At 40.8% G+C, this 13941-nt stretch carries 14 protein-coding genes; 6 read left to right on the top strand and 8 right to left on the bottom strand.

What is annotated here, in order from left to right; all coding sequences use genetic code 11:
* Nucleotides 1–162: 162 nt before the first annotated feature.
* The 6 genes from C2M30_RS09485 to C2M30_RS09460 all read left to right on the top strand — a co-directional run bounded on the left by C2M30_RS09485 (nt 163) and on the right by C2M30_RS09460 (nt 5505).
* A complete protein-coding gene (locus C2M30_RS09485; protein WP_105171461.1) occupies nt 163–1359 on the top strand; it encodes a lipoprotein-releasing ABC transporter permease subunit in 1197 nt (398 codons plus the stop codon).
* On the top strand, nt 1352–2035 hold the full coding sequence (gene lolD, locus C2M30_RS09480; protein WP_105171460.1) for a lipoprotein-releasing ABC transporter ATP-binding protein LolD: 684 nt from the start codon (nt 1352–1354) through the stop codon (nt 2033–2035). Before C2M30_RS09485 ends, lolD begins: the two co-directional genes overlap by 8 nt.
* The gene (locus tag C2M30_RS09475) at nt 2032–3258 is read left to right on the top strand and encodes an FtsX-like permease family protein (protein ID WP_105171459.1); all 1227 of its coding nucleotides are present in this window, start codon (nt 2032–2034) and stop codon (nt 3256–3258) included. The genes lolD and C2M30_RS09475 overlap by 4 nt, the downstream gene beginning before the upstream one ends.
* Nucleotides 3259–4464 carry a sodium/glutamate symporter gene (gene gltS / locus C2M30_RS09470; protein ID WP_010560196.1) on the top strand — a complete coding sequence of 402 codons (1206 nt, stop codon included), beginning with the start codon at nt 3259–3261 and terminating at the stop codon, nt 4462–4464. It abuts the gene before it with no gap.
* A 1-nt stretch (nt 4465) separates the two neighbouring features.
* Entirely contained in the window at nt 4466–4996 is a 531-nt protein-coding gene (locus C2M30_RS09465; RefSeq protein ID WP_105171458.1) for a DUF924 family protein, read from the top strand.
* 68 nt (nt 4997–5064) lie between these two features.
* A complete protein-coding gene (locus C2M30_RS09460; RefSeq protein WP_010560194.1) occupies nt 5065–5505 on the top strand; it encodes a DUF4826 family protein in 441 nt (146 codons plus the stop codon).
* Here C2M30_RS09460 and C2M30_RS09455 read toward each other — a convergent pair.
* From C2M30_RS09455 to cspD, 8 genes are all read right to left on the bottom strand, one after another.
* On the bottom strand, nt 5489–5950 hold the full coding sequence (locus C2M30_RS09455) for a GNAT family N-acetyltransferase (protein ID WP_084616533.1): 462 nt from the start codon (nt 5948–5950) through the stop codon (nt 5489–5491). The two genes, C2M30_RS09460 and C2M30_RS09455, sit on opposite strands and share 17 nt — an antisense overlap.
* A gap of 8 nt (nt 5951–5958) precedes the next feature.
* Nucleotides 5959–7128, bottom strand: coding sequence for a cupin domain-containing protein (locus tag C2M30_RS09450; protein ID WP_105171457.1), 1170 nt, complete (start codon nt 7126–7128; stop codon nt 5959–5961).
* Between the two features lie 81 nt (nt 7129–7209).
* Nucleotides 7210–8580, bottom strand: a complete 1371-nt coding sequence (gene purB / locus C2M30_RS09445; RefSeq protein ID WP_105171456.1) for an adenylosuccinate lyase — start codon at nt 8578–8580, stop codon at nt 7210–7212.
* A 28-nt stretch (nt 8581–8608) separates the two neighbouring features.
* Nucleotides 8609–9208 (bottom strand): high frequency lysogenization protein HflD, encoded by a 600-nt coding sequence (gene hflD / locus C2M30_RS09440; RefSeq protein ID WP_100913301.1) that lies wholly within the window; start codon nt 9206–9208, stop codon nt 8609–8611.
* On the bottom strand, nt 9208–10308 hold the full coding sequence (mnmA, locus tag C2M30_RS09435; protein WP_010560189.1) for a tRNA 2-thiouridine(34) synthase MnmA: 1101 nt from the start codon (nt 10306–10308) through the stop codon (nt 9208–9210). The genes hflD and mnmA overlap by 1 nt, the downstream gene beginning before the upstream one ends.
* Nucleotides 10309–10395: 87 nt before the next feature.
* Complete coding sequence (locus tag C2M30_RS09430; RefSeq protein WP_105171455.1) at nt 10396–11064, bottom strand: rRNA large subunit pseudouridine synthase E; 669 nt, start codon at nt 11062–11064, stop codon at nt 10396–10398.
* Between the two features lie 89 nt (nt 11065–11153).
* Nucleotides 11154–13382, bottom strand: a complete 2229-nt coding sequence (locus C2M30_RS09425; RefSeq protein WP_158683364.1) for an NADP-dependent isocitrate dehydrogenase — start codon at nt 13380–13382, stop codon at nt 11154–11156.
* Between the two features lie 274 nt (nt 13383–13656).
* Nucleotides 13657–13872, bottom strand: coding sequence for a cold shock domain-containing protein CspD (gene cspD, locus C2M30_RS09420; protein WP_010560186.1), 216 nt, complete (start codon nt 13870–13872; stop codon nt 13657–13659).
* Nucleotides 13873–13941 lie beyond the last annotated feature (69 nt).

Raw genomic sequence — 13941 nt, 5'->3', positions numbered from 1 at the left:
TCTACCTAGACTGTTTAAATAGTTACAGTAGCTTAGCTGGAATTATGGCAAAAATTTCACTGATCAGATCTGTTATTCTGAGATTGCCTAGAAAATAATACACTTCTTATTAATAAGTGTTAAACTTCCAAAAAATTACACTTATTAAACAATCAGTAATCTATGTTTCAGCCAGTTAGTTTGTTTATTGGCATGCGCTATGCGAAATTAGCCAAGGGCAACGGCTTTATCTCTTTTATTTCATTTTTCTCTATCGCGGGTATTACGCTCGGTATCATTGCGCTAATTTGTGTGACCAGTGTAATGAACGGGTTTGAGAACCGACTTAAGCAATCTATGCTGCAAATTACGCCGCATTTATCTGTTGCACTACCTGACAAGCAAAACCACCCCTTATATCAAGCCTTGGCAACACATCCAGATGTTACTTCAATATCTCGTTTTAAAAGCAGTGAAGGGTTAGTTGTGTCAAATACTAAATTATTAGCGGCAAAAATTTATGGCATAGATGATAGCCAAGACACGCCTTTGACAGCCATGCTTAACAGTGAAACCGTTAAACAATTGGCGAACACTAAATATTCGGTAGCGATTACGCGGCGCTTAGCAACAGAGCTTAATGTTTCTGTCGGCGATAAAATTCGCTTAATGCTACCGAGTGTCACTACCTTTACCCCAGTTGGACGTATGCCATCGCAACGTTTATTTACCGTTGCAGTACTGCTTGATAACAGCGCGTTTCACAGTCAGGTAATTTTAACGAGTACATCAAACTTATTAAGACTTAATCGTATAAAACCATCGAGTTTTAACGAATTTGCACTGTATTTAACCGATCCATTTAAATTAGATGACCTAATTAATGACATGCCAGAGCTGAAAACGCTGAAGGTAGCAGATTGGAAAGATACCCAAGGTTCGCTCTTTTCTGCAGTGGCAATGGAAAAGCGCATTATGAGTTTATTACTTGGACTGATTATTTTAGTTGCGGTATTTAATATTCTCTCGGCTTTGACCATGATGGTATCTGAAAAACAGTCTGAAATTGCGATTTTACAAACCTTAGGCTTAACACCCAACGGTGTGTTACAGGTATTTATGGTACAAGGTTTATACAATGGCTTAGTTGGCAGTGTACTTGGGGTATTACTTGGTCTAGCTGTTGCACTAAACATTAATGAAATATTAGCACTGATTGGCATTCAAATTATTGCAGGTATGCAGTTACCGGTCGATGTATCTTGGTTACAAGTAGGTGTGATCTTTACGTTAAGTATTGCGATGAGCTATTTAGCCACTTTTTATCCCGCTAGACGCGCTGCGAAATTAGCACCAGCACAGGTTTTACGATATGAATAATCACCTAGTAGTAAAATGTGAACACCTCGCTAAGTCTTATCAAGATGGCGATGTTAAAGTTGATATTTTAGATGATTTAAATTTAACCCTCGAAGCGGGCACAACACTTGCCATTGTTGGCAGCTCAGGTTCGGGTAAAAGTACGCTACTACATTTGCTCGGCACATTAGATAAGCCTAATAGCGGTAAAATCGAAATAAAAGGTGTCGATACAACGACGCTTAATCGCAAGCAGCAAGCCGATTTTCGTAATAAGCACATCGGCTTTATATATCAATTTCACCATTTACTGATGGAATTTAGTGCGCTTGAAAATGTAATGCTGCCGCTATTGATTGGGGGAATGGCAAAATCAGACGCCAAAATTCAAGCAAGTGAAATGCTCGAAAACGTGGGATTAAGTCATCGAATTACGCATAAACCGGATCAACTCTCGGGTGGTGAACGTCAGCGTGTTGCCATTGCCCGTGCGCTTATCACCAAACCTGCATTAGTGCTTGCTGATGAACCGACAGGTAACCTTGATAAAGACAATGGCGAGAACATATACGAACTGATTAACCAGTTAAAAACTACCCACAATACTGCGTTTATTGTGGTGACCCATGATTTAGAGTTAGCCGCAAAGCTTGATAAAACTATGTTTATTAAACAGGGAAAGTTGGTTAGCCAATGAGTTTAAGTGTTTATTTAGTTAAAGGTTTTCGACGCGGCAAAGGCGATACCACGGTTAGTGGCTTTTTTAGTAAGTCATCAACAATTGGTATTTCACTTGGTGTGGCGGTGCTTATTTTGGCGCTATCGGTGATTAACGGCTTTGAAGTTGCACTAAAAGAGCGCTTATTAAGCGTTATTCCACATATTGAGTATTATGCGCCAGCAAAACCGCTGGATAATTTCGCTTCTCATCAAGAAAAACTACTCAGTCACCCAGAAGCGGTCGCAGTTGCCCCTTATATTAAGCTAAATGCAATGGTGTCGCACAAAGGTAAAATGCATGGCGTGCTATTAAAAGGCGTTGAACCTCAGTTAGACGCGACCGTGTCAGACAGCGCTAAGTACATTTCCCCTAAAAGCAGCGTGAATCTTGAAAAAGGTGAGCTTATTCTCGGTAAGGCTCTGGCAAATAAGTTACAACTGGAAATTGGTGATACGGTGTCTGTGTTACTGCCAGAGCCGGGAACTCAATCGCTCGCGAGTATTAAGCGAATTAATTTAAGCTTAGTTGGCACCATTAATTTAGGTGGTCAACTTGATATGAATTTTGGCCAAATTGCATTAAGCCAAGCGCAACAGCTAAAAAACGTGAGCAATACCCAGTTTGATGGGCTGCAAGTTAAGATACGTGATGTATTTAATGTGCGAAATAGTGCCCTTGCGATAGGTCAAAAATTAGATGAATTGGTGTATATCGAAACCTGGTACCGTAGTCAGGGTAATTTGTATCAAGATATACAAATGGTGCGCTTAATTGTTTACATCACGGTGTTTTTAATTGTCGCTGTTGCTAGCTTTAATATTGTCTCTACCTTGATTATGGAAGTGAAAGAAAAGAGCGCGAGTATTGCGATTTTAAAAACCATGGGTGCAACCGATGGCACAATTGTGCGCTGCTTTTTACTGCAAGGTATTCATCAGGCGGCAATAGGGTTAGGTATTGGCTTGATTCTAGGCATTATTTTATCGCTGACGGTAAGCGATATTTATTTATTAATAAGTGAATTGCTAGGCAAAAATGTGTTGTCTGGAGTTTACTTTATAGACTATCTACCAAGTCAGCTTAACGTAAACGATTTACTGATCACCACGGTGATTACGTTTACAATGGCGATAATTGCGTGCATTTATCCAGCAGTTAAAGCCAGCAAAACGGACCCTGCAAAAATACTAGGACATTAGATGCTGATAGATGAACGGCTTACCTTAATGGCGGCAATACTGGTTTACTTTTTAGGTAAATGGTTAAACCGTCGTTATAAGCCGTTACAAAGTTTTAATATTCCAGAAGCCGTTACCGGCGGCATTGTTGCCTCAAGTTTAGCGGCTTTGTCGTTTTATGTTTTCAATACTGAAATCACTTTCTCACTTCAACAGCGCGATGTGCTACTCATCATTTTCTTTACCACGATTGGCTTAAATGCACAGTTAGATAGCCTAATAAAAGGCGGTAAAAGCTTAATGATTCTATTACTACTGGCAGTCGGCTTTTTAATCTTACAAAACCTTGTTGGGATTGGTGTATTTACCTCGTTTGGCATGCCACCGGTGAGCGGATTGCTAGGTGGCTCGATTTCATTAAGCGGTGGGCATGGCACGGCAATCGCCTGGTCGCCATTTTTTAGTGAGCAGTATCAGATTGAAGGGGCGTTGGAACTCGCTTTGGCGTGCGCGACATTTGGCTTAATTTTTGGTGGTGTGCTTGGTGGTCCTATCGCCAAGTTCATAATAGAGAAGCACCAGTTAAAACAAACGGTTTATTCTGCTAAGCCACTCAAAGTTGGGGTTTCCCATGACAATGCGAAATTTGCAAGTGTTAACATAGATCAGTTTCTGATCAGTATCTTTGTTATTTTACTGGCAATTGGACTAGGTAATCGTATTGAAGCCGCATTAGTTTATTTTGATTTTGAATTACCATTTTTTGTATGTTGTCTGTTTGCCGGCATTATTATTAGTAACACGGTACCACGCTTAATATCAGTTAAGCTTTGGCCTACCAATAGCGCGTCGTTGTCGTTTATTTCTGATGTTTGCTTAGGGCTATTTTTAGCAATGTCGTTAATGAGTATTAAGATTTGGACCTTGACGAGTTTAGCAATGCCATTTGTTGTGTTACTTGTTTTTCAAGTCTTGGCGACAATACTTTATAGCACCTATGTAGTGTTTCCTAGTCTAGGTAAGAATTACGATGCAGCGGTAATGGCCTCTGGCTACGCTGGGTTGACCTTAGGCGCTACACCAACAGCAATTGCTAATATGACGGCGGTAACGCAACATTATTCGCCATCAGCTAAAGCATTTATTGTTGTACCTTTGGTGGGCGCATTTTTTATTGATATTGTAAATGCGTTGGTGATTAATCAATTTATTAGCTGGCTGGGATAATATGAATTATCAAGATATATACGACTTTTGGTTTACGGAATTAACACCTAATGATTGGTTTTCTGTTAATGACGCGCTAGATAAAACAATCAACAATAAATTTAAGGTTATTCTTGATGCAGCGATTGCAGGCGAATTACATCATTGGCGACACACTGCGATGGGTTCGCTGTGTGAGATAATAGTGCTCGATCAGTTTTCACGGAATATTTATCGAGGCCAAGCTCAGGCGTTTCGCCAAGATCCGTTGGCGCTATCTTTGGCACAAACAGCAATTGATAAGCGCTTTGATAAGCAACTTAATGAAACTGAAGTCGGGTTTATGTACTTACCATTTATGCACAGCGAAAGCGCGAAAATTCATGAATTGGCGATGATGCTGTATAAAGATCATCCTAGTTATGAATTTGAAGCGGCGCATAAGGCAATAATCGACCAGTTTGGGCGTTATCCACACCGTAATGCTATATTAGGGCGCAAATCGACTGAGCAAGAGTTAACATTTTTGACACAACCAAATTCATCTTTTTAACGTTACATCTTGCTTTGCAAAGGGTGACACAGTACAGTGATAAAATTGAAATTTTCTAAAGATGTATTATGGAAAACCAAGAACAAAAACCACAACCAACTCAAGCAGAAATTCAAGCTGCTCAAAATCAATGGATCCGCTCTACACTTGATCGCGCTAATAAACATTTAGCAGAAAAAGGCGTTATTCCAAAGACGATTCTAGATAAAGAAAGCCGTTATATTGCGCCTATGTGTGCAATTTGGAAAATCAAAAGTCAACAAGGCAAAACTTATTGGGTTGTGTCTGGCAATTTACCGACAGATCACGTTGAAGTAACTGCGGCAACCAATGCCCGTGACGCACTTCGCCATTTTTCGTTTCAATGGCAATTAAAAGCAGACCAGCTTGCTAAAAACAGTGCAGGTGACAAAGCTCAAATCGATTTTGCTAACTTGCTTGTGAACCGTGCTGAAGGTCTGTATGACTTATACAGCAATGAAAAACTTTGGACTAATGAACCAAAGTAAAGGGTTTAGGGTCAAAACGCGATAACGGACACGATAATCGTTGTCGCGCTATTCCAGCCTCCATAAACACATTGCCTTGTTCGGCATAACCGCAGCGCTTAAACTTTTCTTTCTCAACAATATTACAATTGAAACTTAGTTCTTCGGCACCTAATTCTTTCGCACATAACGCAATTTGCTCAAACATTAAATTATAAAACTCATGCGTTCGGTAAGCTTGCAGCACAGCAACGCGGCCAATTTCACCTTGTTGCGTTATTCTTGCGGTTGCTATGCTGTTACCTTGATGGTCAAACCCAAGCAGATGCTGACAACTTAAATCGCACTTATCAAATTCAACGTCCTTTGGGATATGGTATTCATAAACAAATACTTTTTCCCTCACTTGTTTGAGTTCGTTACGCTTTTCTCGCCATGTGACCTGTTTAAATGTGAAGCTCATCATTTCCTCTACTAATCGAAATACCAATAGCCCTCATTTAAAAGATTAGTAAAGTTTTGCATAAAGTGTGAACAAGTTGTGGAACTTTTAATCTGATCGGATGTCACTGTTACGTTTTGGCAAAGTGTTTCCACCCATGAAAGGCACGAGAGTGGTAGGGTAAGTACATCACCGTTTACCGCAAACAACACGTTGCTTTCTATTGATAAATAAAAGCAGCGAAGGCCTCCTAGGCGATGAATTTCGATATCTTGGTTTAGTAATTCAAGTACATAACTTGGCTCGTATTCATCTTCAAGCGGCGCTAAATCGAGATCGTGTTTTGCTTCACTCAGACTTTGTAACAACCATAAATTAAAATCTTGATTGTTATTAAGTGCATCTAGCATTTGTTGTTTAACATCTGCGACTTCATTTGCTAAAAACTCACCGGGGTTATTACGTAATTGAAGCGTTGGATCGCTGTAACGTGTATTACCCAAATCGTTATCAATGAGATAATCTGAAAATGACGACAATAATTCGCGCTGATTTGGCGCTCTAAAGCCAACTGAATAGTTCATGGCGTTTTCGACTGCGTAACCTTCGTGAGGGCAGCCAGGTGGAATATATAAAATATCGCCTGGTTCAAGTACTTCATCAATACTGGCATCAAACCCGTCAATTTGCAGCAGATCTTTACACGGAATCACTTCATTGAAGCTTTGCTTAGATTCGCCAACGCGCCAATGTCGTTTACCTTGGCCTTGAATAATAAATACATCGTATTGATCTAAGTGAGGCCCAACGCCGCCATCGGGCGTTGAGAAGCTGATCATCAAATCATCAATACGCCAGTTTGGAATAAAGCGAAACGGTTCGATTAACTCGGCAGCCTCAGGATGCCAGTGGTCAACGGCTTGCACAAGAAGTGTGCTGTTTTTTGGTGTTAATAATTCGAAATCTTCAAACGGGCCGTGGTGTGCTTGCCATTCATTGTTGTGATTAGAAATAAGACGCGACTCAATGCATTCCTCCATCGCAAGGCCTGCAAGTTCATCTGGACAAATTGGATCAACAAAGTCAGCAAACCCCGACTTGATTAACGCCGGTTTTTTTTGCCAATACTCATTAATAAATTCTTGTTGAGAGAGGGTTTTAACACCATCTGGTGTTTTGATATTGAAACTGAGTTGATACATAGGCGTCTCTAAAAATTGATAATAAAAAAGCGAAAGATATTAGAAATACCTTTCGCTTTTTATTCAAGCTAAAACTGCTGGTTATTTGATGTCGTCGATAAATTGAACTGCACGGCCAATATAATTAGCCGGTGTAAGTTGTTTTAATTCTTCTTTTACCGCTTCTGGTAAATCAAGATTATCGATGAAATCAGCCATGATCTCTTTGTTAACGCGCTTACCACGTGTTAACTCTTTAAGTTTTTCATATGGCTTTTCAATGCCATATTTACGCATTACAGTTTGGATTGGCTCAGCAAGTAGTTCCCAGTTCTGGTCAAGTTCAGCAAGTAGCTTCTCTTGGTTAACTTCTAATTTGCTAATACCTTTAAGTGTTGCTTGGTAAGCGATTAACGCATAACCCATACCTACACCTAGGTTACGTAACACGGTTGAATCCGTAAGGTCACGCTGCCAGCGAGATACTGGTAGTTTTTGTGCTAAGTGAGCAAAAATAGCGTTCGCAATACCTAAGTTACCTTCAGAGTTTTCAAAATCAATTGGGTTAACTTTGTGTGGCATAGTTGATGAACCAATTTCACCTGCAATTGTTTTTTGCTTGAAGTGATTAAGCGCAATGTAGCCCCAAACGTCACGGTCAAAGTCAATTAAGATAGTATTGAAACGTGCAATTGCATCGTAAAGTTCTGCGATGTAATCGTGTGGCTCGATTTGTGTTGTAAACGCATTCCACTCAAGACCAAGACTTGTTACAAACTTTTCAGCATGTGCATGCCAGTCGTAGTTAGGGTAAGCGCTAATGTGTGCGTTGTAGTTACCAACTGCACCGTTGATTTTACCAAGTAATTCTACATTAGCGATTTGGTCGCGTTGACGCTTTAAGCGCATGTACACGTTTGCCATTTCTTTACCCATAGTTGAAGGTGAAGCTGGCTGACCGTGTGTACGACACATCATCGGAATTGTTTGGTATTCTTTTGCAAGTGCGTGAACAGCATCAAGTAGCTTATCGCAGTATGGTAAAAGAACGTTTTCACGTGCTTCTTTTAACATTAAACCGTGTGATAGGTTATTGATGTCTTCTGAGGTACATGCAAAGTGAATAAATTCGTTAATTGCATTAAGCTCGGCGTTGTCAGCTACTTTTTCTTTTAGTAGGTATTCAACCGCTTTCACGTCGTGGTTTGTGGTGCGCTCAATGTCTTTAACACGCATTGCATCTTCTTCATTAAAGTTTGCAACGATGTTATCTAAGATTTGATTTGCTTCAGCGCTTAGTGATGGTACTTCGTCGATACCCTCGGCAGCAGCAAGTGCTTGTAACCAGCGAACTTCTACAGTAACGCGGTATTTAATTAGGCCATACTCACTAAAGATTTCTCTAAGCTCAGTTGTTTTGCTGCCGTAACGACCATCAACAGGTGAAATAGCAGTTAACGCTGAAAGCTCCATAATCACTCCTAAATATTTGTACTAGAGATTAACAATACTGTTTTGCAATTTTGACAATTTTACCTTTGCCAAAGAAAAAGTGGCGGCGTTTACCACCAACTTGGCGCCATAATACTGCGGCGCGTATACCAGCTAACAACAGGGCGCGAATACGATGTTGCACTGATTTTTGTTGTAGCAATGCTGGTTTACCAAATACTTGAATACGTTGTCCAAGCGGACTAATTACGTCGGCATAAATATCCGCAAGGCTTGCAATAATGGCGTCATCTGAAATTGATAAATGTGCCAATCGTGCGTCGATTGAATTAATGCGCGAGCCAAGTTCATTTAATGCTTTGGGGTTTGCGTTTAAAGCACGTTCTAACTGAATTAAACCGCCAACGTACTTTACAAGCTCAATGCTTTTATTTTGGCCTGATTCGAGTTGTTCAACAACTAATTGATAACCTTGGCGTAAATCCATATCACGAAATACATCTGACGGTGCATCTGGATTGGTTACTAAAATACCCGAAAGTAGTTGCTGCATTTCATAATCGGTAATTGAACCGGTTTGCGCAACTTTTTGCACTGCTTTGGTAATTTGGCACATGGCGGCAAGCGCCATAACCTGATTTTTATCCATTAGCGGATCACCGAATCAATAATACCGCCACCTAAACATGTTTCATCTAGGTAAAATACCGCAGATTGACCTGGGGTAACGGCTTTTTGCGGCTCATCAAATAATACGCGTGCAACACCGTCTTCACCAACCAGTAAAGTGCATGGAATATCAGTTTGGCGATAACGGGTTTTCACTGTGCAACGTAGCGTTGATTGCGGACCTACGCGGTCAACCCAGTGCAGCTGATTTGCCATTAGGCCGTTTGAATATAGGCGAGGGTGATCTTTGCCTTGACCAACAACAAGTACGTTACGCGCAATATCTTTATCTACAACATACCAAGGCTCACCCGAACCTTCCTTCATACCACCAATGAGTAGGCCTTTGCGTTGACCTAAAGTGTGATACATCAAGCCTTCATGCTCGCCAACATCGTTGCCTTCGCAATCTTCAATTTTGCCAGGTTGAGCTGGTAAGAATTTTTGTAAGAAGTCTTTAAATTTGCGTTCACCAATAAAGCAAATACCTGTGCTGTCTTTCTTATCATGGGTAATCAGGCCTTGTTCTTCCGCGATACGGCGTACTTCTGGCTTTTCAATTTCGCCTACTGGGAATAAGGTTTGCGCAACATGCTCATGACCAAGGGTGTATAGGAAATAGCTTTGGTCTTTATTGTCATCAAGGCCACGTACTAGGGTTGCTTTACCGTCTTTTTCAGCGCGGCGAACATAATGACCAGTTGCAATATAATCTGCACCGAGCGCTTCAGCAGCAAATTCAAGAAACGCTTTAAACTTGATTTCTTTGTTGCACATAATATCGGGGTTCGGCGTACGGCCTGCTTTGTATTCAGCAAGGAAATACTCAAACACGTTATCCCAATATTCTGCGGCAAAGTTTACCGTGTGTAACTCAATACCCAGTTTTTCGCATACAGCTTGTGCATCTTTTAAATCTTCTGCAGCTGCACAGTATTCATCAGTATCATCTTCTTCCCAGTTTTTCATAAACAAGCCTTCTACCTGATAGCCTTGTTGCTTAAGTAAATAAGCTGAAACGGAAGAGTCTACACCGCCAGACATGCCAACGATGACTTTGATGTTACTGTTATCACTCATGGTATTGAATTACTCCGAAAATTTGAGGCGCGAATTATATCATAGCTGTTTTAATAAAACATGTTCTAAAATGCGCGAGTAAGGCGCTTATTTATTCTCTGTTATAAGTCTATATTCGCCATTTTCAATACCGTCCAAGGTGTATTTACCAATGGCGTAACGAATTAAGCGTAACGTCGGAAAGCCAACATGTGCTGTCATCCGTCTTACTTGGCGATTTTTACCCTCGGTGATGGTGATTGACAGCCAAGTTGTAGGAATTGCTTTGCGTTCACGAATAGGTGGGTTACGTGGCCAAACTTTGGGCTCATTGATGCGCTTAACGTCTGCCGGTAGGGTTTTACCATCTTTCAGCACAACGCCTTGCGATAGGGCGTTTATGGCATCTTGTGTTACATCACCTTCTACTTGCACCCAGTAGGTTTTCGGTGATTTATGTTTAGGTGAAGCAATTTTATGTTGCAGCTTACCGTTGTTGGTAAGCAGTAATAATCCCTCGCTGTCTCTATCGAGACGACCTGCGGCATACACATCTTTAATGTCGATAAAATCAGCCAGTGTTTTGCGATTACCTTCATCGGTAAATTGGCTTAGCACATCAAAAGGCTTGTTAAATAGCACGATATGAGTTGGTCCTTGGTGTGGCTTTACATCGCGCGTTTTGATGTGTTTTTTAGCTGCGGCGACACGTTGTTTATTTGGTCGTGTTGGTTTTTTAGTAAGTTGTGCAGATTTAGGTTTAGATAATCGAGTCATGACTTTGATTAATTACAAGCAAGGTAGGTATTGTAGCAAATAAAAAAGGGCAACAACATGTTGCCCTTTTTCTTATTCAAACAGTACGATTATGCGATTTGCGCGATAATGTTGTTGAATGTTTCGCTTGGACGCATTGCTTTGTATGCAAGCTCTTCGCTAGGCTGGAAGTAGCCCTTAATGTCAACTGCAACGCCTTGTGCATCGTTAAGCTCTTTAACGATAACCGCTTCATTTGCTGTTAATTGCTCTGCAATAGGCGCAAACTTCGCTTTAAGTTCAGCGTCTTTGTCTTGTGCAGCAAGTTCTTGTGCCCAGAACATCGTTAGATAGAAGTGGCTACCACGGTTATCTAATTCGTTTACCTTACGAGAAGGTGATTTGTTCTCAAGTAAGAATTTAGCTGTTGCTGCGTCAAGCGTATCTGCTAATACTTGTGCCTTAGTGTTACCTGCGTTTACTGCAAGGTGCTCGTAAGAAGCCGCTAACGCTAAGAATTCACCAAGTGAATCCCAACGTAAGTGGTTTTCTTTTTCGAACTGCTGAACGTGCTTAGGTGCTGAACCACCAGCGCCTGTTTCAAATAAACCACCACCGTTCATTAATGGAACGATTGATAGCATTTTAGCACTTGTACCAAGCTCAAGAATTGGGAATAAGTCAGTTAGGTAGTCACGTAGTACGTTACCTGTTACTGAAATAGTATCTTGACCTTCTTTGATGCGCGCTAATGAGAATTGCGTTGCTTCAAATGGTGCAAGAATGCGAATATCAAGGCCGTTAGTATCGTGGTCTTGTAGGTATTGGTTAACTTTCTTAATTAACTGCGCATCGTGAGCACGGTTTTCGTCTAACCAGAATACCGCTGGCGTGCCAGTTGCACGAGCACGATTCACTGCAAGCTTAACCCAATCTTGGATTGGTAAGTCTTTAACTTGACACATACGGAAGATATCGCCCGCGTCAACGTCGTGAGACATTACAGCAACACCTGCTTGGTTAACTACGCGAACTTGACCTTTTGCTTTAATTTCAAATGTCTTGTCGTGTGAACCGTATTCTTCCGCTTTTTGAGCCATAAGGCCAACGTTTGGTACGCTACCCATAGTTGTTGGATCAAATGCGCCATTTTCTTTACAGAAATCAATCGTTGCTTGGTAAACACTTGCATAACAACGGTCTGGAATAAGTGCTTTGGTGTCTTTTAGTTTGCCATCTGGACCCCACATTTGGCCTGATGAACGAATACATGCTGGCATTGAAGCATCAATGATGATGTCACTTGGTACATGTAAGTTTGTAATGCCACGGTCAGAATCAACCATTGCAAGTGCAGGGCGGTTTGCATAAACAGCTTGTAAATCAGCTTCAATTTCAGCGCGTGTTGCGTCATCTAACTGCGCGATTTTAGCGTAAACATCGCCAATACCGTTGTTAGCATCTACACCTAGCTTTTCAAAGGTTGCTGCGTGTTTTGCAAATACGTCTTTGTAGAATACTTTTACAGCGTGACCGAAGATGATTGGATCAGAAACTTTCATCATGGTTGCTTTCATATGTAATGAAAGTAATACGTCTTCGTCTTTTGCTGCGTTGATTTCACGCTCTAAGTATGAATTTAACGCTGCAACATTCATTACAGAGCTGTCGATGATTTCGCCTGCAAGTAATGGAACTGATGCTTTTAATACTTCAACATCGCCATTTTCGTTTACGAATTCAATACGCACATCATCAGCTGAATCAACCGTTACTGATTGCTCAGATGCAAAGAAGTCGCCTTCATTCATTGATGCAACGTGTGATTTAGAATCGCTTGCCCATGCGCCCATTGAATGCGGGTTATTTTTCGCATAGTTTTTAACAGAACCAGGTGCGCGACGGTCAGAGTTACCTTCACGTAGTACTGGGTTTACAGCACTGCCTTTAATTTTGTCGTAAGTTGCTTTAACTTTCGCTTCTTCTTCGTTTTTCGGTTCTTCTGGGTACTCAGGAAGTGCGTAACCTTGAGCTTGTAATTCTTTGATTACTGCTTGTAGCTGAGGAATAGATGCACTGATGTTTGGTAGTTTAATGATGTTTGCGTCAGGTGTTTTTGCTAGTTCACCTAATTCAGCTAGTGCGTCACCGATACGTTGTTCTTCGGTTAAGTACTCTGGGAAGTTTGCGATAACGCGACCTGCAAGAGAGATGTCACGTGTTTCAACGTTTACGTCAGATACAGCGCTGAAGGCTTTAACGATTGGTAAAAACGAGTACGTGGCAAGTGCCGGTGCTTCATCCGTTTTTGTATAAATTATCTTAGATTTACTAGTCATTATTATTCCTAACTTTTAAATGCCGTTACTATGGCGTTCAATACTTACATTGAAAGGGGTGTGATTTTGCAAAATCACAAAAACTGAATGTAATTGACTTAGTCTAGCGTTATTTATAGTGCTGACAATTGGCCGATAGTATAGCAGGGCTAGTTTAAATAAAAAGAATTAGCAATCACAAAATGTTCAATTGACATGGGAGGGTAAATTTTAGGCATAAAAAAAGCGGGCGATCCGCTTCTTTATTATTATAATATGTCTTAAGCAGTACTACTTAGACTTCGCCTTCAGTTGGCGCAATATTGGTCGCGTGTAGGCCTTTCGGACCTTGTTGCAACTCAAATGTTACATCTTGGCCGGCTTTAAGTGTTTTGTATCCATCCATTTGAATGGTTGAAAAATGCGCAAAGATATCCTCCGTGCTGCCTTCTTCTACGATAAACCCAAACCCTTTTGCGTTATTGAACCATTTGACTTTTCCGCAAGCCATACCTCAACATCCTTCTATAAGTTGACTAAAATCATGTTATTCTACATGGTAAATTACTTAACAAGCTTA

Source organism: Pseudoalteromonas sp. T1lg24 (assembly GCF_002964745.1).
In the GTDB taxonomy this organism is placed as follows: Bacteria; Pseudomonadota; Gammaproteobacteria; order Enterobacterales; family Alteromonadaceae; genus Pseudoalteromonas; species Pseudoalteromonas spongiae.
This window is presented reverse-complemented; position numbering and strand designations above follow the sequence as displayed.